Genomic DNA, 21,899 nt, shown 5'->3' with positions numbered 1-21,899 from the left:
GTCCTAGAAGTGTAATGTTCGAAATGTATATCGTGCTCTTTTTTATCATCGAAAACCACGTTTATATTCCGTATCCTTTTCTACCCCATTTGCAGTTACTTCATCTTCCATATTACAATCTGAACCTCGACTAAAGTTTTCCTGTTTTTTTATAGGTTCATTATCACTTCCCTCCTAGTTTTAACATGATTGCAAGTCTCTTTTATTTGCTTATGCTAATACTTAAGTCTTAATGACCGACAATATAAAATTTATAAATTTTTATATAGTAAGAAGAATTGTGTAACAGAACCCCATTTTTAGGTATAATTTATATAGCTTATTCCAAAATGATATAGTAAATATATCAATATCATTGTCACTCTAAGTTTTTTAAAATAAAAAAACAAATATGGGGGAAACAATACACATTAACGCTAAATTGGCTTTAGACTGAAATTTTTGGTTGACTTATGACAAATAATCTATCATAATAACCCTATAAAAGTTAAATATTTTTTTAACTTATTGGAGGGTTATAAATTGTATACTATTAGTAAAGAAAAAGTCAGACTACATATGAAAAAACATGGTATATCTACTCAAAAACAGTTGGCTGAACAATTAGGGATCAGTAAAAATCAACTTTCTATGTTACTCTCTCCCAATTTTAATCCTATTAAATCCAATGCTATAAAACTATGTAAAGTTTTAGATGTAAGCTTTGAGGATATTATTGCTTCTGAACAAATTACTTTAAATTTAGAAAATACAGAAACCTTAATAGAACAGTCTAATAACGAGGAAATAGATGTAGAAGATTATAAATGTCAGCACTTTATAGAAGTAAGAGGGACGAAAGCTATAAAAAAATATACTGTGGTAGAGCTTTTTGCAGGAGCAGGTGGACTAGCTCTTGGACTTGAAAAAGCCGGCTTTAAGTCTAAAGGTCTTGTAGAAGTTGATAAGTACGCCTGTCAAACCCTTAGAAAGAACAGGCCAAATTGGAACGTTATTGAAAAGGACATTATTGAAATAGCTGAAGAAGGTATTAGGAACTTTGTAGATGTTCCTATAGGAGAGCTTGATTTACTTTCAGGAGGGTTTCCTTGTCAGGCATTTAGTTATGCAGGTAAAAAAATGGGACTGGCTGACACTAGGGGAACACTTTTTTATTATTATGCTCAGAGATTAAAACAACTGCTTCCTAAGATGTTTTTAGCTGAAAATGTTAAGGGCTTAGTAAATCACGATAATGGTAGAACTTTAGCTTTAATGCTAAAAGTATTCTCTGATATTGGTTATACCGTAAAATGGCATGTATTAAGAGCCTTAGATTATGATGTAGCGCAAAAAAGAGAAAAAATTGTCCTTATTGGAATTAGAAATGATTTAATTGAAAAATATAATCTTGAGTACCGTTTACCCCAGCCTTTTGGTTACGAACTTACTTTACGAGACATTTTACAAGATGTACCTAAATCCGACGGTGCTAAATATCCTGATTCTAAAAAAGAGATTTTAGACCTTGTACCTCCAGGTGGATATTGGAGAGACCTACCAGATAATATTGCTAAGGAATATATGGGCAAAAGCTATTACTCAGGTGGAGGCAGAACAGGTATGGCTAGAAGATTATCGTGGGATGAACCATCTTTAACATTAACATGCTCACCTGCTCAAAAACAAACTGAGAGATGTCACCCTGATGAAACAAGACCATTTACTGTAAGAGAATATGCAAGAATACAAAGTTTTCCTGACAATTGGGAATTTAATTGTTCCACTGCTAATGCTTATAAGCAAATTGGTAATGCAGTACCTGTAAACATGGCAAAAGCAATTGGGTTATCAATTGTAAATGTTTTAAACCAAATTAAATAAAAAAGGGTGGGTGCAAAGAGAGCATCCTCCCTCTTTTTCATTATATTTTATATTTTTCTTTTTCCTCAGCAGCCATTTTCTTTTCGGTACCTAATTTTTTTAGCTCTATAGTTTCTTCAATATCTTTTGCAAGAGAATTAATTACCTTCTCTATTAATTCAGAACCATCATATTCGGATGCGACATCCCCAATAGCATCAGTTAATTTCCGATAGAAATCCTTTTCACCTGTAAGTCTATACCAAAACTCAGCTCCAATAATAACAGGATGTTCTTGATTTATTTTTTTATAATGTCCACTTAAATCCTCGGGTGTGCCATAAAATACACCTACAATAAGATCATTAAATCCTATATTTAAATTATTAGTTCTTGCAAGATTTTTAACACTAGCAAAATGACCTTTAATCGTCTCTACATCATCCTTATTGATTGTATTTGGCCCCGCTTTAATTTGACAATATTTCCTTCTGCCATCAACCTTATCAATAAATTCAATATCAATCCCTGATGTTGTTGATGCAAAACCTTCTAATACTTCACTACAAAATTTTTTTAATTTATTACCAAATGTTGTATTTATAGACGTGCCTAAAACTCTAGGATAAACAAGAGCTTTTGCAATACTCTTAGGATCATCATTACCTGTTAAAAAACTTGCCTTATATTTATCCAGAAATGGATTTAACTTAAATTCACTTAGTCTAGTAAGTTTTTCGGTATTAGAAATATGACTTGGAACAATTTCTTTTCTAAAAAATTCTTTTGCTCTCTCAACAATATCATCATTCTGACTAGTCAATATTACCCATCTCCCCTTTTATATGTATGGAAAAATATATCCTATATAATATTTTACCACTTCCCCCATGTACTTCCTAGCTTTACTTCGCACTAATAAAAAAGTTACTTATTCACTTTACATTTTGAATACTAGGCATTTTGTAACTCTTATGTAACTACAGCATTTTAAAATAAATATGAAACATTGAAAGGAGGGAAGATGTATGAATTGGAAAAAGCTTTTTCAGTTATTATTCGTGTTGATTATTTGCGCAACATTTTTGAAACCGCTTTCAACCTTAGCTTCCGGTCAATTTATTAATGGTTCTTATGGGGGTAAAACGTATAAGCTTTACATCCCGAGTCATTATGACAGCAATCTTGAATATCCTTTATATGTGATGTTGCATGGATGTTCACAGGACGCAACGCAATTTTCCGTTGGAACAAAGATGAACACTTTAGCTGAGGAAAAAGGCTTTCTTGTTCTCTATCCTGAGCAATCTTTTTATGCAAATATGAGCAAATGCTGGAATTGGTTTGATCCTGCTCATCAAAAACGGGGAAGTGGAGAACCAAGTGTCATAGCTGGCATGGTTAATGTAATTCATAATCAATATTCAATTAATGAAAACAACGTATATGTAGCAGGTTTATCGGCAGGAGCGGCTATGAGTGTTATTATGGCGGCTACTTATCCAGATGTTTTTTCTGGTGCAGGTGTTGGGGCTGGGCTTGAATATAGAGCTGCAAACAATGTATTAAATGCTTATACGGCCATGAATAGTGGCGGACCTAATCCAGCCGAACAAGGAAGATTAGCTTATCATGAAATGGGGAAGTTTTCAAAGAAAATGCCCGTTATTGTGTTTCATGGTACTGCTGATTACACTGTTAAATTAATAAATGGAGATCAAGTCATTACGCAGTGGGCAAAGACAAACGACTTATCCGCTAATAACATTGAAGATGACTGGATAGATGACGAAGCAGAAAATACTGAAACGTTGCAAGTTCCAAACGGCAGAACGTATACGATTAGTCATTACGAAGGCCGAGATGGAAAAGTGTTAATGAAAAAAGTGTTTGTCGAAGGCATGGGTCACGCCTGGTCTGGAGGAAGTGCCCAAGGAAGCTACACAGATCCACAAGGTCCAGATGCAAGCCGGATGATGTGGGAATTTTTCTCTTCTTCTAGTAATGATGAATAATTTAATCCAAACTTTAAAACATCTCTACTTTCGAAGCACATATTACGCCCCTCTCTCATTAATTTAGAACTATAAATCTCTAACCAAAGAGAAGCATCTTCCTTCAGTTAATATAACAATTTTAACAATTATAAGGCTGACGCTAATACGTTTGACGTCAGCCTATTAAACTATGTTCAATTCACTCTTTTCCTTCTGGTAGCCTAAAATGATAATTAAAATACGTGGTGAACTTGTATATGATGATCCATCATCCACTCGTTTTGACGTAATCTTAATTCAAAGAGCTTTAACGGGTCGTGATAAACTTCTGGATTTGATCTCATATTACTTAAAGTATCCTGTTTTGAATGAATTTCAACTTGAATTTCTTCCGCTGTTTCCCTTAAAACATAAAATGGATGTCTAAAAAACATCGAAATATCTCGCTCGAGTGCATTTTCAAGTAATTCAAATTGCATAAAAAATTTATTTGCGATTGTTACCGCTTCCTCATGATAATCTTTACTTTCTAAAAAGCTTTTATATTTTTTATATAACAGTTTTTTATTTTGCGGGAGAATACCTAATAAATTCCCAGCGCTCTTTAATAAAATTTGCGACGGGGTAAAGCGGAGTAAAATATTTATTTCACCTATTTGCACTGTACTCGTTATTCGATCAGCATCTCTGCGCCAATCATCCAGCACTTTAAAATCGCATTCAAACTTTATTCGTTCGTTTGAGAACATTGCATTGAACCCGTCTGCCATTTCCAATAAGTAAGCATGACTTTCAGCAAAAATTTTAGCTGACTCTGAAATCCACTGTTGAATCGAGCGATGGAATTTAGGCAATACATGCTCATGTAAATAATCCTTCATGCGATTATTCATCTCTTTATTTAAAGTTAAATGGATTTTTCGAAAATTGCTGTCTTCACTAATTAATTGTGAGCATCCTCGTAATAGCTCAGGTATCGTATTTGTAAGTTCGACTTTCATTTCTTCTTTTATCGTCCGAAATGAATGTTTAATCGTCTGTATTTTTTCCATTTCTACATCGCTTAACTGGTGAATAGAACCGTTAAGCTTAGCTAAAATATCTTTATTCCATTGAATCGATTCAATTAATTCATTTTCTGTTTTGACTCGTTGTTTTAATAAATACGTAATTGTCTTTCGAATGATGTACAATAGTTTTTTATGACGTTCTTCCTTTATATTTTTATGACGAAAATGAGCATTAATAAATTTACTTAGGTGTTCTTTACCTTTTAAGCGCGGAGAATAAGCGAAAACTTGAGCACTTGGAAAATACGTGTTTATGCGAACTTTCGTTTCCTCTACGATTGTTTTTACCTCATGCTCGCTATAGATCGGATCCATTATATTCACTAGAAAATGTATTGGAAGATTCGCCGCCTGCTTTTGTATATTTAGTAAGATGTCACGTTCATAATCAGGAAAAGGCGCGTTCCCATTAAGCACAAATAACAGTCCGTCTGCTAAATGCAAATGAGTAGTCATCTCATCCTTTTCAAGATTATTGATCGTAAAATCTGGGAGATTTATAATTGAAAGCCCATTTTCCTCTAAAAATTTACACGGCAATTTAAAGTCAATATACGAGTCAGACGATTGACGAAGCTCAGCAATCCCTTTTTCATTAGAAATGGGAACTTTATTCGTATCTGTTATTTCGTCAATTTCTATATCATCATGATTTTTAAACATTGTAACAGCTAAAGTTGGCGTATCTTCTACTATGTTTTCTTCTAGTATACAATTAATCAATAAAGATTTTCCGCTTTTTGGGGCACCAGCAATTAAAAGGTGTCGAACTTGTAAATCCAGCAATTGTTGAACAATCCATTTATAACGATACCCTCCTGTTAACTTATTGTTTTCCGCCCATTTTAAAATAGAATCAAATAAATGGAGGTTCATTTCAATCCCTATCGTATTGTTCTGACAATGGCCCATCATTTCATTTGCTTCTTCTACTACTAATTGGCTAATACTCGCGGGAAAGAGCTCATTCCATGCAAGCACTGCTGATGAGGCTAGTAGTGCTTTTGCAGAATCGGTTATGTTTAACCAAGCGGTTAAAAGATGTGGAATGATATCGGATAACTCTTTAAGTAAATATTTTCCGTCAATTAATTTAAAGTACATTCTTTCATACAAAGCTGATAGTTCATGCAACGAATCATCTCTATTTACCCCGATATGTAAAATGAGATTCGTTATTTCTTTTATCCATAGTAAAAAAGATTCCTCGTTTTTATACTTGTTCCATAGTGAGACAACGAATTGTTCAAAATGAATTTTATCAAGCGAATACAATGTCGATAATACTTGAGAAAAATAATCTGGCTGCGCTGTTTTCGTTAGTCCCCGATCAACGTAAGATTTCAGAATTTCAAACCAGTAGAGCAATTTCGTTCTCGTTGCTTCATTAACTGAAAGCTCTACTGCACTGCTCCAATCTTGGTGTTGTTCAAAAAAGACGCGGGCGATTTTCGTTACATTCGGATAATCAGGATTAAGTGAAACAGCATTTTTAATGATTTTATCGGCTAAATCAAGATTCCCCTGCTCTATATAAAGTTGAAATAATTTTAACGCCACTTCTGAATTCAGAACGAGACTTTCTACCTGAATTGATTTATAAATTTCTTCTGCTGTTGAAAATAAACCGAGCTCAAAATAAGCGTCTGCCATATTTTTTTTCGCCCACGGTTGTAATTCATTTTGGATATTTTCCCATTTAAAAATAGCAGTTTCAAAATCTTTGTAATGAAAATATACTTCTCCTTGGGCAAAGCGAATATTAGACAGATCGAACAACTCGTTCTGCTGTTCTTTAAAATAAAGCTCTCCTAATATTTGAACAGGATCTCTGTTTTCATGGTCTTTCATGAACTTTTCTTTATAATACGTCTTCCCAATTAGTTGTTCCTCTAATATCATATCTATCCCCCCGCTGTATATTATTCAGTTTATCCTAAAGAAAGGTAAATAGTTTATCATACTATTAGACTATGAGCCTCTATCGTAAATATTCTAACAGAGATTTCGATTCAATTAATTTCATTTAACTTTCATTTGTGATACAGATTTATGACTATTGTAATATAGGAGGGATAAACTTTAGTTTTATGAATTAATTCATCTATAAACTTCCGTTAAAGGTAAATAGTTCTTATGGATCATGATTATTATCCTAATAGAAAATAAAATATTCCCCCTCGAGCAACTCTTGATTTTTTTCTCGTAAAAAATAAAAATACATTGGCTCACTTCCCTGCTGATGAGATATTTGTTTTCTGTTTAACATACCAAAAAAAAAATACTCCCATTAGCGAGATTTTTTATTTTTAATCTCTGAAAGGGAGCAAATCACTCATTTGTTTTAGGGTTTCTTTTAATGTTCTTTTTCCTTGACTTTAACATAATTAGTCCCATACATAATAAGACAATAACGATCAAATAGAGAATGTTATTCATATTAACATACTCACCGTTCCAAACGGATAATAGTAGCATTCATATGATAAGACGGATTGATATAAACTAAAAACTTTAATACTCTGGTACAATATGTACTGGAAATACGAATATTGAACCAAATATGAAGTATTGACACATAATAATTGTAAATATAAAAGAGGCATCCGTATTTTTTTAAATGCTTATATCATTACTCGATCACAATACATCTCAATTTCTTCAAGTGAATGAGTCGATAAAAATACACTTGTTCCTTTTTTTTAGGGAGGTGGGTTACTTTCCATAAATCTTTACTAATGGAATCTTTTTGAGGTACACTCAATTGTGAGAAATACCATTTGAATACATATGAAACATTGAAAAGCTGTGTGAAGCAATAGAAGAATATATTTAATTTTATCATCATGAAAGATATTAAAAACGATTAAACGGCCTTAGCCCTATGGAAAATAGATCTAAAGCCGCTTAACTCATTTTGATTATTTTAACTGTCTATTTGACAGGAGACCGTTCATTTTTAATTTTCTTTTTTCCTAGACTTTAACATAATTAGTCCGATACATGCTACGATGATAAAGGCTAAGTATAAAATGTTGTTCATATTCACTTTCTCTCCGTTCCAAACGGACAATAGCAGCTCATTCATATGATAGAACGGATTTATATATACTAAAAATTTCAAATACTCAGGGACGTTATCTACCGGAAACATTAATCCAGAACCAAATAACACGTATTGAAACATAATAATTGTAAATGGCAAAACTTGTCGAGAATTTTTAAATAAATTATGCGTTGATAAACTAAATAATAAAGTGATCCCAATCACGATTAGAAAGACAATCACAAATAATAAAAGATTGTCGGTTATTTTCGTATCAAATGCAAGAATACCAATGAGTAAAATTTCCAAAAATCCGATCACCGATAAGATAACGCCTCTAGTTATATATGTAAACACAATATGAAACGTCGTAATAGATGATAGAATTAATCGTTTATGAATCCCTCTCTCTTTTTCTGTTACATATTGTAAACCAATATTAAAGAAGAGAACTAAAAATGAAATGAGAAGTGCATAGACAGGTATATATTGACCAAAGTTTTCTGAACTTCCTATTTGTTTTTTAAGGATTGACATAAAAATAAAGAAAAAGATTCCCGGCAATAGTAAAATAGGCAGTGCAAAAAATGGTTCCCTAAGGAAAACGATAAAATCATATTTCATTAGTCTTAATAGTGGTTTCGCCATCTTATTTTTTACCACCTTTCAACACTTTAAAGTACACTTCTTTAAAGAAGGAGCATTCATATTTATCTTTTAATGCTTCTGGTGTATCGAATTCAGCAATTTTTTGGTTGTTTAATATCATTACTCGATCACAATACATATCAATTTCTTCAAGTGAATGAGTCGATAAAAGTACACTTGTTCCTTTTTCTTTAGAGAGGCGGATTACTTCCCATAAATCTTCCGTAGCCTGTGGATCAAGTCCAGTTGTCGGTTCATCTAAAAAAAGCAGCTGCGGCTTATGAAGAAAAGAAATCGCTAATAATGTTCTTTGCTTCCAGCCACCGGATAGTTTTTCATATTTGATACCTAAATGTGATTCCAACGAAAAGAGTCGAATGACTTCTTCCACACGTTGTTTCGATACATTACTAAATCCAGCGAATAAATCTAAAATCTCCCTTATCCGTAAATAAGCATACATTCCTCCCTCCTGGAAAACAACGCCAAACTTAGATCTCACTTGATAAATATGAGATTCTTTTCTTAAATCATAATCCATAATAAAAATATTTCCGCTATCAAAACTCCTTAAAGTCATGAGCATTTCTAATAAAGTTGTTTTACCAGCGCCGTTTGGACCGACAATTGCAACAATTTCGTTATCATCAATCGTAAAGTTGATGTCTGATAAAACCTGTTTCTTATTGTAACTCTTATTTACTCCTTCAACTTTAATTTTCATCCAGAACCCTCTTTCAAAATTTTAATCGCCGTACCAGTTAAAGAATATTTATTAATTGTAAAAATAGCATTTAACGGTAATTGAGCATCTTCTGCTAAATATTTCAATGAATCTACGAGTAAATAATAAATAATTCTCGTTAAAATACCAGCACTAAGATGATTTGTAATCGATGTGAAAGTTCCTTTGCTTCCATCGTATGATCTTCGGAAATCAGTATAACGGGCTGTTTCATCAGGGATTACTAAAGGCCCGATTACTAATTCTTTTTCATACATGCCATAATATAATAATTTATTCAATTTATTTGCTTCTAATTGTTCAGTTATCTGAGCTAACTGTTCATCCGAAAAAGAATTTGTACAAATGATATGAATTGCATTTTCTTTCGCAAGCTTACTTTTGTATGTTTCATCTTCTAAATAATATGTTTGTACGGTTTGAGGAATTCGCTTTAACAATGCATTGAGTTTCCCTTCCCCTGTTTCTCCATCATATGCCAGCATATTTAATGGCTCAACTTTGTCTTCCTTTGAACCGATGAGTATCGTTTCTATATTAAAATTAACGATATTGTTCATGATAAAAGCAGAAGGAACAGTTCCCCCCCATAAGACAATTTGTTTGTTGCGCGTTCTTTCAAAAGAATACTCATACGTATTAAAAAAGTGATTAAAATCTATTGCTTCATCCAATTCGTATGATAAGACATCTAACATTATACTATCCTGGGTGGAGGTTTGGAATAATTCGGGATACTTATAATATAAACTTAGTACTATTTTCCCGTATTTACTTTTTATCACATAACCGATTCTATGAAAATGGTATAAAAGATGTTGTAATTCATTAATAGAAAAAGATTCATCATTTGCAACGGATAATTTTAAAAATATTTTCTCTTCATTTGCATTGTAAACTAATAATTCTTTATTAGAACCTTGGTCAATTAATACCCGAATATGATCATGTAATTTGATTACTGTATTTTCATCCATTTTTAGCTAATCCCCCATTATCCTCCTAATAATGTGTAAACCGTCATATAAGAATGATCTTCTATGCCAAGTAATTGATGAACTACAACTTCATGAAATCCTCCCATTGGAACTGAAGATAATCCAAGGGCTGTACATGTTAATTGGAAGTTTTGCGCCATATGTCCGGCTTCGAGCAATAACAAGCGATATGAAAAATCCATATATTTCACAGAAATATCTTGATCATTTGCTACTAAAAAAACAATAATTTGTGCTTCATCAAATGAAAAATAACCAACATCAGTTTGTGCACTCACTTTGTGTAAAGAATCAACATCAATATCCTTCATTTCAACAATTTCATTCCGATCAACATTAAACTTATACACTTTTTCTTCCAAAACACCATTTGCGACTGTTCTTCTTGTCGGAACAAAATAAATTTCAATTGGGTAAAATTGCCCTCCAGATGCATATGTTCTTTTACGATCCTTTGGACTACTCATCCCAAAGCTATAGCCTAACAAGCTTTGCAGCATTTCTTTGCCCATCTCTACGTCAGAAAAATGCCAAGATGTTCGTCTTTGTAAAAACGCATCAGATAATGATATATTTAAAGGCGGCAGCTGTGAAACGTTTGGAATATCCATTGTCTTCTTTGCACCGATTGTGTCAAGCGACAACACTTCATATTCTCGTCTAGGAGCTGTGATTGTCTGAGTGTGCGGGTTATGATTAGACTGCTTATGATAAGTTTTGTAAAGGCGGCGTTCGTCTTTTTTATATAAACAAAAATCCCATTGAAACACGTTTCATTTTCACCTCTCTATTTCGAGTAAAATAAGTGGAAGTAAATGTTCAAACTCTGGCGGAAAACCAATCCTATTATTGAACATATGAATATGAGAAGAGAGCAAGTAAGGGAAGTTTATATCTGGATTCACTTTTTCAATCTCTTTCATCTTCAGCTTAAATTGTTCAATCACATTTAAATATAATTCTTCTGCAAAAGGACTTTTCCTTGTGATTCTTGTTTTGTATAGTTGACCAATCTTTTTTACTAATGAATCATTATCAACCGAATCTTTTCTAAAGCTCACCCAAAATTCATGATAAAATTTCTTTAATCCGCTTTGTTGTTCATTTGTTAAAAACGAACTTAAAATCTGAAAGAAATCAGCCGCAAATACAAACTTTGAGACTAAATTCCCATCGGCAACAAGCTTAAGTACATTCATTGCTAGAGAACTGGAAACTTGAAAGAGCTGCTCTGAATATGGAATCGCCTCTTCTCCACCGTATCTTTCATACTCAGGCACATATGGAATTTCTTTGATGACGCGATCTTCAACCCAATAAAGCTCCTCTTTAGGCGGCTTTACACCATCAAACGAATGCTGCTCATAATAACTATCTTTCGTTAAAACAAAAGAGGGCTCATAGCTTTCTAAAAAAGCATCTACATATGTTCCTAACAATTCCCTCATTTTCTCTTGAACTCGTGAGCGGAAACTAAAGCGTATATGCGGACCTCCTTGCCAATACCTGATAAAGAAATATTGTTCAATGGCGTTATGTTGATCTTCAACAAAAGATTTTAACGTTTGTTTAATGAAACGATCATGATAAGTCATATCATGGATAAAAATGTGATATGATTTCCACTCCATCTTTTTAATCTCCTTTTATTTTAGTGCTCCGTCCATTACCAGTACCAGCAAATAATCCATAGATTACACGCTCTTTATCCCCTAAAGAAAATACTTTTTTAATGTACGCATCATTCATATTTCTAATTGGCCGAGCATACATGTCCAAATGAGAAACAATTCTGGACACCCCTTGCATTAGTTCGCCCGCTAATACATGAGAATAAAAAATTTTTAAATGATCTGCCTCGTAATCTTCTACAAGATACGAAAAGAATAAGAGAAACGGCGATTTCTGTAAATTAAAAAACGATTTTTCATAAAACAAAAATTCATCCAGTTGAAATGTCGCCATTCTCAAAATACATTCGTCACCGTCTAAATAGTAAAGACCCTTTTCATAGCCTATGACATGTTGAATAACAAAATATATTCGAAATTTGTAACCGTACAAAATTTTTTCCTTCGTCTCTTTTATCACTTGGCATATTTGCTCAAAAGCCGCCGTTTTTAATGGTTTGCTTAAATCCATTAAACCTACATAGCTGTTATTCGACGTTCGTTCCCTTCCGGTTTTAAGTAAAGAACGTGGAAACTGCCAATGATATTGGTCATCTATTAACGTATTAGAGGAGAATTCCATTACTGCGATAAAATCCATTAGGCCAATTCGTTCCAGTTCATCATGATAATGATACTTTTTTGAATAAGGATAACGCTTTGAAACAAATAAATCGTTGCAAACTGGATCATTGCACTGAAATACAAGTTTTACTCCTAAAAATATATCATTTGGATGAAGAAGACCTAATTTATTCCTATATTCTGAGCGGTTAAACATATAGCATACTTTCCTCAATTGCTGTCCTGTTCCGTTTGCTTCTATTTTCATGCTTCCGATGACATGACCTAAATCAAGCAAAGATAATGCAAGACCAAAGCTGCCATATATTGAGCAGGTTCTCCAAAGATCGATCCCAATAATAAGCTCAATCTCATTTTCCTTCTCTTTGTCAAATCCAATATAAATAATGTTATCTTCGACGATATTGTAAATGCACAAATGTCCTTTATAAATAAAGAATGGAATGAGTGGATGAATCCCTCGCGCTGATGGTACATATTTATGAAATTTATAAGGATTCCCATCTTGATAATGCTCATATTTAAAATGGAATTTGACGATATTAAGCCACGATTGGAAATGAACAGATTGTTTTATTACTGACGGGATCGTATGCGATTGCTCATAAGTAAAAATCGATCCTAAAAAAGGAACAAATTCAAAAGAAGTAGTGTTGCGATTATGTGTATGCCTTTTTATCGTTAAACTATTAAATAATTCTTTTAAGGAAATGGATGCGGTTTCCAATTCAAAAACACTTCCTCTTTAGTACAACCGAATTCAAATAATCTCTGCCAATTTAAGCGCTCGTTTTGGATACCAAATGTCATCGGCTGAAGTGTTGGAATTAACACTTTTGCCACATACAAGTTTAATTTTTTTGTCACAGTATTACTTAAATCTGCAACATAAAGATGCGGATGATGCTCAAGGACGACTTCTTTAAGAGATTGATAAGAAAAATCAAACTCAGGTTCCATCTCTTTAGGCGAAATCTCTTCCATCTTATCGAGATTTTTCAATAAGAAATCAAATGCTGGTAAATTTTCCTCTATAGCATAATAGTTAACATGATCGTCCATTACTTGTACTGCTTTAGGATTATCAATTAAATGAGCAAATGAATCTTTTTTCCCTTGCAAAATTTTGTTATAAATAACGGCTGATGTAGCGACTTCTACTAACCCTGAAAATATCGCCTTTTCAGGATAATAATGCGATCCTGCCGCATTGTATATTTTTAAATTACTCTCATCACTAGTATTAACCGCCATGACCCAAACTGTTGGTATCCCGGTTTCTAACGTAATATCAAATAAATGAACTTCAAAATTTTTACTTTTCAAAAATAAAATAACTCCGTTTATATCTTCATCCTGAATTGTTTCCAAGTTAATTTTCCGTGGCAGCTTCTTTGTATACCAATGAACTAAAAAGTTATCCCGTTCAACTGCTTCAAATATTCCATAAATAATTGCTTCCTGTAATGATCCTCCGAGTGCCGTTCCATTTGAAGTTTCATAGACAAATCGATTTTCATTACGTAAAATTTGGTGATCATAGTAAATAAACTGTTCAGGAATGTAAACTGTCTGCTCAGTTCCTAGATCAAAACATTTTGTCCAATAATATTTTTTTGCTGGATCATAAACTTCCATTTGTTCATTGATCATTTGTCCATTCGGTAAAATCAATCCATTTGGATCAACAGGATTTTTCGCTTGCTTTTTCAACGATTCATATGATAAATAAACAGAAGGCTTGAAATGGGGAACCATACTAGAAAACCGTTCGATCATTTCTAATAGACCCGCATATTTAGAAGAAATTAATCCTTTTGAACGTCCGTACGAATGATATGAACGATTTCCTAAGTAAGATTCAATCCCATACATCGGAACAATATCTGATTCAACATCACGAAAAATTCTTTTGCCAATTCCAGTATCATAATCAATTAGCGTCTGTTGAAACGAATCAAGCCTGCTTTTGATTTCTTTGAGTGGAGTTGTTCTCCCATCTTCCATAAGTGGAGTGTCGATTTTAACATCTTGCAAAAATGTACCTTCAATTACATCATCTTTACAAACAGGGCAAAGAGGATGCTTATGTATTTCTTTCTTTGTTAACTCATTCGTGCGTTTATCAATAATATAAACTGTATTTATGAGTAAATCAGTCATTTCTTCCACTACATCTTTTAACCATTCATAATAAGTTGTTCTTAACGGTTCATTATTAAGCGAGTAACAGTAATCACTATTATTCGTTTTTAACATTTGTTCAAAACAGCAAAAGCACGCCTCATCTTCATTTTTCTGGTATGGTCCGATAAACACGAAAGATGTATTTTCTAGATAATGAACTTTACCCAAAAAACAGTCGCTCGCTTTTTCAGGCTTTTCTAACTGTTGATTAATCATTTGAGTCATTTTGTTCCTACCTATCTTCAATAAATTTTCCGATAAATAAACCATGTTCTTCAAATAAAGGCTGATAAATCCAAGGCTTTTCCGTTATCTTTCTTTCACCTAGTTGTTTAATCGCCTGTTGCTGGGTTTGCTGGACGCTTTGTTTACTTAATTGCTTTAATGATAGTTGACCTTGAATATCATGGAATTTCTCACTTCTTCTTTCTACTTCGTTTGCTTGATCACAGATGACCCGTGACAGACCTCTAATGATCTCTTTTTCCCATGACAATGTTAGTTCACTGCTATAAAGCTCTCTCTTCGCATTGTCTAAAATATATACACGTCCAACTTCTTTCCCAACAACAAGTTTTAATGCAATTTGCACACCTTCAAAATAATTTTGCAAATAATCTATTAGTAATTCGGCTTCGGCTGAAACATCCTCCAACAAAAATAGCTGTTCATCCTTTTCTAAAAATGAAGCCATCCCTCTTATATAAAAATGCTGTTTATTTCTATCAGATATCCAAACACTATTTCCGTCTTCTTTAGCAGTTAAATATGCCGCTAAAGAGTGTGTTAATGCATGAAGTGCAGCATCTACATAAGTCGTATCAACTGATAAATAAGAGAATTGATCAGCGAAATCAATTTTGTATTGCGAGACGAGTAATTGATGATCTCTCGCACTATTAACTGCATTCATTCCTTTTACAAACTCAACTTTGTGATTTAAGATTGACTCTAAATTTTGAATATACACAAGATTTTCCTTCGATTCGATTGAAAGTGCTGTTCTTTCGTAATAGTCAAATGTTTGGCTTTCGAGTCGATCCAATGAGACGTTTTGAACTGAACCATCTTGAAAAATAATCGTCATTGCTTCTTTATTGAAATTGTCATCATACAAACATGAAGTGATAAATCGAAATAATCCCATCGGGGCAATTGCCTTGCCGAGATAGCCTCTATTTCCTTTGCTTGAGATGATCATCTCTTTTATAGTTTGCAACGGAACATTTTCCTTCTTTATGAAGAACGAAAATGTTCCATCCATCTCCAAAACACAAAAACTCCCGTTAGCTGCCTCGTTAATTGAATGATTAAAATAAATATTTACTACATTTTCACCATTTCGATTCACTAACTTGTTGTGCTCAAAAAATGTATTCATGCGTTCCGATCCCTCGATCAGATTAAATATACGGGTTTCTAGGTCAGCTAATACTTTGTCATGATGTATAAAGCGATTTTCTATATTCTCAACGATCAATTGTGAAAATGAATACTTAATATTTTGAACTTCATAAATTAAATTTAAATTCGCAGCTAATTTAAACATTTTCCAATGCTGTGCATCATATTCATCTAGCGAAAGATGTTTACCATTTTGAAAGTCTGATAACAAATTGAGTAAAATATGATATTCTTTTTTTGTTATCTTTGCCTGCTTCACAACATCTTCTCTTCTAATAAGCAATAAATCATCATCAGTATACTTAATAAAAAAATTCGCTTTAGTTTTCCATCTCATGCATTAATCCCTCGCTGAGCCATTATTTCACGCCACGTCGTATGATATTTATCCATCACATACTCACAAACAGCGTAACATGCAAAGTTTTTTTCTGTAAAAGTAAATTGAAGCATATGCGCTGACTTATACACGATATTGATTAACACCCGATAAATAACGTGCTCTTCATGATTCGTCCATTCCTCAACATCTTGCTTTAGTAATAAATCATGAAACTCACTTGAAATGCCTTGAATATTTTGTACTAATTCCTCTTTCTGGAGCTCCTTCGAGTAAAACCCTTCTTCATCAGTAAATAAATTTTTGACATTTTCTTTAATTAAAGAATAAATATTGCCGATCGTATCTTTCCATGTAGCTCCTAATTCGTTAAATTCAGGATCATTTGCTAGAGTTTCAAATGGCAGACTTTTGTACAATGTTTGATAAGCTTTTTCAAATGCAGCTCTCTTGCCGTATTGCTCTGCAATTGCAAAAACTCCTTCAATATTTGATACATATACTAAAACTGCAAACTTTGGATGAAAAGACGAGAAAGTTAAGACTTCATAAAGCATTTTTGTAAAATATAAATACTTTTTTTTTTTCGGTAAGTTAAAAAATCGTTCACCAAATGAAGAAATAAACTTTTGCATAAAAAATAGTGATTGAGTATGCACAACAAAATGTTGATAGGAATTAAAAGTTTGCCGTAAATACGCTTCATCATAAGAATGAATAGCAACTGTCAAATGTCGTCCTGCATTAATCTCTTCTTTTGACCTGCTTTCCATTCCAGCAATCGTTTCATGATGCTTAACATATTGCTCTATATTTTCCTCTAATTCTACTTTTGATAGATCACCAAATTCTCTTTTTACATAAGCCTTGAAATCCTTCTCAAAATGAACTAGCAGCTGATCATGATGTTTCGGTAAGATTATGCGGTAATGAGGACCGCCATTCCAGTCTCTTTCAGCTGAAAATTCACCGTCTATCTCTTTAAAAAATGGTAAGATAAAAGAAAAATATGTTTTTCTTTTCTGTTCTTCAGTTCCAAAAAAAAATGCTTTAACTTCTAAAAATTCAATGTTCATGTCAATCCTCCAAAACTACTTCCCATTGATATTCTTTATTCGTTTCATAATCAGTAAGCCGAGGATACACTTCTTCTAAAATAATATAATGATGACTACTGCAAATCTTTTCAAAATCCTTTATAAACACTGGTGAATATAGATTAATATATTGAGGTTTAAATTCTGTTTTTTTCATTTTTGCATAGTCAATCTGCTCTTCTTCTGAAGAATATTTTTTAACAAAAAATTCTACTGGCAATTGTTGCTCAATGAACATTTTTGCTACATAAACGGCCCATTCATCTGGCTTTAATTTCCGTCTTAAGTTTGCTGTATTAATTAACCATTTTTCTCTTGAAATAACCGTATTCCCAACGTAAATTCTTGGAATATAATCAACAATAAATTGTTCTTTGTTGAAATTCCATAAATCAAGATAATCGATGTCAAACCGCGGACTTACCGAATTCGCGATTATTTGAATTGTATAAGGCAGCATATAATCTACTAAACTTCCTAAACATTCAACTGTTAAAGGAGTATCTGAACCAGGTTCCTTTATTTCAACTAATTCAGTTTCTTCATTAAATTCAAAAAATAAGTTTCTCGCATGTAATGTCTGCTCATTATTACTTGTTCCCCGACTATTCGGCAAAATTAATCTATTTAAAACGCTTCGATGTCGATTGGCATTGAATCCGAATCCTTCCATAATTTCGACAGTGTGATGACCAAAAACATGTTGAATATATGATTTAAATTCTTCTTCCTCATAAATAGAAGGTTCATTTTCAAAAAATCTTGTAAATAAGCGTAGTTTTCCTGCATACAATTTATTTAAAATCACATGTTCTGCATTTGACTGAAGTAAAACTGTTGACGACATTTTTTCATTTAGCGGTGATATTTCAATAAATTGTTTATACCATTGATCGATTTTCTTTTTACTTACGTACGCTTCTTTTCTTGCATCTTTTAATGAACACAAATAATTTGCTACTTCTTTTTTCATTTCCTCTAGTTGAAGGGCTTTTTTTGATTCTAGATTTTCTATTGGAGCAAGAACATTCGTCCAGTTATGGAATTTACCTACAACATCTAAAAATAATTTTCGTACGCCTCTATCTAACACCGATACACGTTTATTTCCGTACACTTTTTTATATTGATGCGCAAATTCAAAATGAAGTGCTGATGTAATATTAATCGGTAAAGAAAGCTTTTGAATGTAATGAATATCTTCTAAAGTATGATTTTCTAGTTGATGTGTAGTTTCGGAATTTTTTACAACGTAATCTTCATAAAACAGCAAATCTTTCGGAAGTGGATGCTCTAGAACCTCTTCAATTTCTTCAAATTCATTAATGACCTTTTGCTGAATATGAAAGCGATTTTCAACATCTTCTTTTTCATATTCCTTTAAAAGCTGCTGTGCATTTTCAACGAGCTGGATAATCGTTTCGATTTTTCTTGATTCATCTTTAAAGCTGCGCAGCGTATGGATAAAATGTTCATATACATTTGTACTATACTCATCAACACATATATCTGGAAAAATAATTCCTTTTTTTATTAATCCTTCATACAGAAACTTATTTATACTTTGTTCATCAGAGAATTTTAACAAATGTTGAACTAATTTTTCGTAGCTAATCACATCATCTTTTGAAAAAGCGTTGATTAACGTTTTTAAAATCACATTATTTTTTAAGACAATTGTTTTCTCAACGTTATTAAAAACTTTTCCTCTATCCAAGTCTATTTGAATCGTATAATGTATATTTTCATGGTCTATTGAATAAAAAGACATTCGATAAGGTAGTTGCTTCGCATATTCATAGTCTTTTGCTAAAACTTGGACAATTTTCTGCAACATATAGAAATTTAATTCTGTTGCATAATAATCATTACGTTCGGAATGTGACTGAATTTCACCTTGTTTTTTTATTTCAACGCTAGTAAAAGAGCTAAACGGACTCGTTTTTACTGTTGATCTTGATAAAATTCGGCTTAATTGATAATCTATTTTTCTAACCTTTGCATTATGGTTTTCGCTTGGTTCTTCTATATATTTAAGAAATTTATAATGGAATTTTCTATTTAGTAATGGCAGTGGATTCGATAATTTTTGATTTTGTTTGAACAATTGTTGAAGCACTTTTCTGTCCGCTAAATATTTAGAGTCGTATTCAGAATGTGAACTCTTATATAACTTCCAAAATTGTGTATCTATTTGATGATAGGTATGGATGCACTGCAAAATATCATCTGGGATTTTTGCCCAATCAATTTTACGATCGTTATACATATTTCTTTTCAGCTTCAAAATTGCATGATCTTGCTTCTCCTTATAGAGTCGTTCCAATGAGGCTATTGCCTGTTCTTTTTCCTCTTCTCTTATCTTTTCAACTTTAACTAGTTCATATATTTGGGAAAGCCATCCATCATCCCTTAGGGGAGCAAACTTACTTGTAGAAATAGGGTTCTCCCTAATTACATACCATGGAAATATTTTCATTTTATTCCTCCGTTAAACCTTTTCGCCTTTTTAAATTTTACTCACAAACAAAAGAGTGGTAAAATTCAAAAAGGGGACATCAATTTGCAAATATGCTGACCTGGTCTACCAACCTTCACGATTTGCAAATTGAGCCCTTTTTCTATGAATGAATAGACATTCTTATAAATAATTTTTTAAAGCAGAATAATTAACTGAATATTTGAAATATTTTTAGCAATAGATTACTTGCTTCCCCCACAGCTAATGCAAGAACATGAACCACAGCAAGATGTACTTCCAGATGAACTAGAGCCACTTGTTGCACCTGTTTCCGATAATAACATAGACTCTGAAACTTCCATAATTTCAATATTGTCGATTTCTTCTAAAATGTTTTTTAAGTCTAAATTTTCCTTCATAATTGAACATCTCCTAGTCTTTTGTTTGTTAGAATTAAAGAGCGATTAGCTTCCGCAGCTAATACAAGAACATGATCCACAGCAAGATGTGCTTCCAGATGAACTAGAGCCACTTGTTGCGCCTGTCTCTGATAGTAACATTGATTCAGAAACTTCCATAATTTCGATGTTCTCAATTTCCTCTAAAATATTACGTAAATCGACATTTTCTCTCATTTTATCACCTCCTTAGACAACTTTTTCATAAAAAACTATATCATGTCATAATTTCCTAGTCAAATAACACTTTAGGATTGTTGTGGTTAAATTTCCAAATATAAAGTTGATCTATTTGCCGCAAACATGCGTCACAACAACGTTCTTCTTACAATCGAAGGAAATTTTTTTATGCCCGTAATGTTTAAAATTTTATAAAATCTTTACAAATCAAAGGCTAAAGTATCCATGATTCGACAAAATAAGTGATGAAGTAAGCGTAAAAATAAAAGCAAACAATTACTCATGTTTTGTTTATTTTTCAAATACAATTTAAAAAAGGTTTGAAACTAAAAAAGTTATAATCATTTACGAACGAAAGAGGAGCAGTTAAGTAAAAAGTGATAGAAAAAGACGAACATCAAATATTAACTAGTGAAAAAAAAGAAGCAGGATAACTTTTTGTTAATCCCTGCTTCTATTATTAATCTTATTACTTCTTATATATATATGTATCATTAAATTTCTTCAACAGTTGGAACGTTATTGACTTTATATTTAAAAGGCTTAAGCTCTGGAACATTTATTTGAATCCCTGCTTTTTGCAGCACTTTCAGAGCATCGATTAATTTTCTATAGTTCTCACTAACTTCTAATAAGGCTTCTTTCGTATATTTATATTTTCTCTTTACTTTTTCTAACTCTATTTTAATTTGTTCGTTTTCAAGTTGAATTTTATCCTTTTCTCTTTCGAAGTTGTTCTCGTTATCATCTTCTTGCTGTTTTTTAAATCTTTTCATAAGCGTAATAATATCATCAATAGATATATTCTTTTCTTTTTCCTTAAATATTACATGAACTTCTTTTTGATTATCGCAGTTTGCTTCGTTCACTTTTCCTTTCAATAACTCTCTCTTTTTCTTTCCCTCGGCTCGCGCTATATTGTAATCCTCCATATATTGTTGCTTTAATCGTGTATGCCAACGAAATTTAGAAGCATCAGCAGTTCTTCTCCTATTTGTTTTTTCCGAAAATTCCCTGCACGCACTTATGACCGTATCTCCTTCTCTAACCTTTCTTAAGACAATTTCAGCTAAGTCGCTGTCATCATCATCATTCCAAACTTCTCCGTTCAGATTATTTTGTTTTCTGACCATAAGAATCCCCCCTATAATTCTCGACTATCCCTCTCTAT

17 protein-coding genes are annotated in these 21,899 nt (G+C 32.5%); 2 read left to right on the top strand and 15 right to left on the bottom strand.

All coding sequences use genetic code 11. The annotated features are described in order from the left end of the window. The first annotated feature begins 522 nt into the window (after nucleotides 1-522). On the top strand, nucleotides 523-1,863 hold the full coding sequence (gene dcm / locus K6959_RS01820) for a DNA cytosine methyltransferase (RefSeq protein ID WP_262421860.1): 1,341 nt from the start codon (nucleotides 523-525) through the stop codon (nucleotides 1,861-1,863). 40 nt (nucleotides 1,864-1,903) lie between these two features. Here dcm and K6959_RS01815 read toward each other — a convergent pair whose 3' ends face one another. After that, nucleotides 1,904-2,665 (bottom strand): PmeII family type II restriction endonuclease, encoded by a 762-nt coding sequence (locus tag K6959_RS01815; protein ID WP_223087472.1) that lies wholly within the window; start codon nucleotides 2,663-2,665, stop codon nucleotides 1,904-1,906. Nucleotides 2,666-2,870: 205 nt separating this feature from the next. Here K6959_RS01815 and K6959_RS01810 point away from each other — a divergent pair, with 205 nt between their 5' ends. Beyond that, the gene (locus K6959_RS01810) at nucleotides 2,871-3,857 is read left to right on the top strand and encodes an extracellular catalytic domain type 1 short-chain-length polyhydroxyalkanoate depolymerase (protein WP_223087470.1); all 987 of its coding nucleotides are present in this window, start codon (nucleotides 2,871-2,873) and stop codon (nucleotides 3,855-3,857) included. Between the two features lie 215 nt (nucleotides 3,858-4,072). Here the strand turns inward: K6959_RS01810 and K6959_RS01805 are convergent, their stop codons facing one another. The 14 genes from K6959_RS01805 to K6959_RS01740 all read right to left on the bottom strand — a co-directional run bounded on the left by K6959_RS01805 (nucleotide 4,073) and on the right by K6959_RS01740 (nucleotide 21,861). Then, a complete protein-coding gene (locus K6959_RS01805) occupies nucleotides 4,073-6,811 on the bottom strand; it encodes a GTP-binding protein (protein ID WP_163241125.1) in 2,739 nt (912 codons plus the stop codon). Nucleotides 6,812-7,868: 1,057 nt separating this feature from the next. Next, a complete protein-coding gene (locus tag K6959_RS01800; protein ID WP_223087468.1) occupies nucleotides 7,869-8,603 on the bottom strand; it encodes an ABC transporter permease in 735 nt (244 codons plus the stop codon). Nucleotide 8,604: 1 nt separating this feature from the next. After that, the gene (locus tag K6959_RS01795; RefSeq protein ID WP_163241120.1) at nucleotides 8,605-9,327 is read right to left on the bottom strand and encodes an ABC transporter ATP-binding protein; all 723 of its coding nucleotides are present in this window, start codon (nucleotides 9,325-9,327) and stop codon (nucleotides 8,605-8,607) included. Next, on the bottom strand, nucleotides 9,324-10,325 hold the full coding sequence (locus tag K6959_RS01790) for a hypothetical protein (RefSeq protein ID WP_223087467.1): 1,002 nt from the start codon (nucleotides 10,323-10,325) through the stop codon (nucleotides 9,324-9,326). Before K6959_RS01790 ends, K6959_RS01795 begins: the two co-directional genes overlap by 4 nt. 17 nt (nucleotides 10,326-10,342) lie before the next feature. Beyond that, nucleotides 10,343-11,116 carry a SagB/ThcOx family dehydrogenase gene (locus K6959_RS01785; RefSeq protein WP_163241115.1) on the bottom strand — a complete coding sequence of 258 codons (774 nt, stop codon included), beginning with the start codon at nucleotides 11,114-11,116 and terminating at the stop codon, nucleotides 10,343-10,345. A 9-nt stretch (nucleotides 11,117-11,125) separates the two neighbouring features. Beyond that, nucleotides 11,126-11,977: a lantibiotic dehydratase C-terminal domain-containing protein gene (locus K6959_RS01780; RefSeq protein ID WP_223087465.1), complete on the bottom strand. Its 852-nt coding sequence runs from the start codon at nucleotides 11,975-11,977 to the stop codon at nucleotides 11,126-11,128. 4 nt (nucleotides 11,978-11,981) lie between these two features. After that, nucleotides 11,982-13,328: a nitroreductase family protein gene (locus tag K6959_RS01775; protein ID WP_163241110.1), complete on the bottom strand. Its 1,347-nt coding sequence runs from the start codon at nucleotides 13,326-13,328 to the stop codon at nucleotides 11,982-11,984. After that, on the bottom strand, nucleotides 13,304-15,013 hold the full coding sequence (locus K6959_RS01770; RefSeq protein ID WP_223087464.1) for a YcaO-like family protein: 1,710 nt from the start codon (nucleotides 15,011-15,013) through the stop codon (nucleotides 13,304-13,306). Before K6959_RS01770 ends, K6959_RS01775 begins: the two co-directional genes overlap by 25 nt. A 7-nt stretch (nucleotides 15,014-15,020) precedes the next feature. Next, nucleotides 15,021-16,529, bottom strand: a complete 1,509-nt coding sequence (locus K6959_RS01765; protein WP_163241105.1) for a hypothetical protein — start codon at nucleotides 16,527-16,529, stop codon at nucleotides 15,021-15,023. Next, a complete protein-coding gene (locus K6959_RS01760) occupies nucleotides 16,526-17,608 on the bottom strand; it encodes a hypothetical protein (RefSeq protein ID WP_223087462.1) in 1,083 nt (360 codons plus the stop codon). The genes K6959_RS01765 and K6959_RS01760 overlap by 4 nt, the downstream gene beginning before the upstream one ends. A gap of 1 nt (nucleotide 17,609) precedes the next feature. Further along, nucleotides 17,610-20,108 (bottom strand): lantibiotic dehydratase, encoded by a 2,499-nt coding sequence (locus K6959_RS01755; protein ID WP_163241100.1) that lies wholly within the window; start codon nucleotides 20,106-20,108, stop codon nucleotides 17,610-17,612. 224 nt (nucleotides 20,109-20,332) lie between these two features. Then, nucleotides 20,333-20,509, bottom strand: a complete 177-nt coding sequence (locus K6959_RS01750) for a thiazolylpeptide-type bacteriocin (RefSeq protein WP_163241098.1) — start codon at nucleotides 20,507-20,509, stop codon at nucleotides 20,333-20,335. A gap of 45 nt (nucleotides 20,510-20,554) precedes the next feature. After that, nucleotides 20,555-20,725, bottom strand: coding sequence for a thiazolylpeptide-type bacteriocin (locus tag K6959_RS01745; protein ID WP_163241095.1), 171 nt, complete (start codon nucleotides 20,723-20,725; stop codon nucleotides 20,555-20,557). Between the two features lie 497 nt (nucleotides 20,726-21,222). Continuing rightward, entirely contained in the window at nucleotides 21,223-21,861 is a 639-nt protein-coding gene (locus K6959_RS01740; RefSeq protein ID WP_163241092.1) for a hypothetical protein, read from the bottom strand. Nucleotides 21,862-21,899: the final 38 nt, after the last annotated feature.

The organism is Bacillus aquiflavi (genome assembly GCF_019915265.1).
Taxonomy (GTDB): Bacteria; Bacillota; Bacilli; order Bacillales; family Cytobacillaceae; genus Bacillus_BT; species Bacillus_BT aquiflavi.
Note: the sequence above shows the minus strand (reverse complement) of the source record. Positions and strands in the feature narration are given on the sequence as shown.

Coding starts and splice junctions, on each gene's coding strand:
- K6959_RS01755 (WP_163241100.1), bottom strand. CDS start 20,108: ATGAAAATATTTCCATGGTATGTAATTAGGGAGAACCCTATTTCTACA.
- K6959_RS01765 (WP_163241105.1), bottom strand. CDS start 16,529: ATGAGATGGAAAACTAAAGCGAATTTTTTTATTAAGTATACTGATGAT.
- K6959_RS01740 (WP_163241092.1), bottom strand. CDS start 21,861: ATGGTCAGAAAACAAAATAATCTGAACGGAGAAGTTTGGAATGATGAT.
- K6959_RS01795 (WP_163241120.1), bottom strand. CDS start 9,327: ATGAAAATTAAAGTTGAAGGAGTAAATAAGAGTTACAATAAGAAACAG.
- K6959_RS01800 (WP_223087468.1), bottom strand. CDS start 8,603: ATGGCGAAACCACTATTAAGACTAATGAAATATGATTTTATCGTTTTC.
- K6959_RS01770 (WP_223087464.1), bottom strand. CDS start 15,013: ATGACTCAAATGATTAATCAACAGTTAGAAAAGCCTGAAAAAGCGAGC.
- K6959_RS01805 (WP_163241125.1), bottom strand. CDS start 6,811: ATGATATTAGAGGAACAACTAATTGGGAAGACGTATTATAAAGAAAAG.
- K6959_RS01780 (WP_223087465.1), bottom strand. CDS start 11,977: ATGGAGTGGAAATCATATCACATTTTTATCCATGATATGACTTATCAT.
- K6959_RS01745 (WP_163241095.1), bottom strand. CDS start 20,725: ATGAGAGAAAATGTCGATTTACGTAATATTTTAGAGGAAATTGAGAAC.
- K6959_RS01810 (WP_223087470.1), top strand. CDS start 2,871: ATGAATTGGAAAAAGCTTTTTCAGTTATTATTCGTGTTGATTATTTGC.
- K6959_RS01790 (WP_223087467.1), bottom strand. CDS start 10,325: ATGGATGAAAATACAGTAATCAAATTACATGATCATATTCGGGTATTA.
- K6959_RS01760 (WP_223087462.1), bottom strand. CDS start 17,608: ATGAACATTGAATTTTTAGAAGTTAAAGCATTTTTTTTTGGAACTGAA.
- K6959_RS01750 (WP_163241098.1), bottom strand. CDS start 20,509: ATGAAGGAAAATTTAGACTTAAAAAACATTTTAGAAGAAATCGACAAT.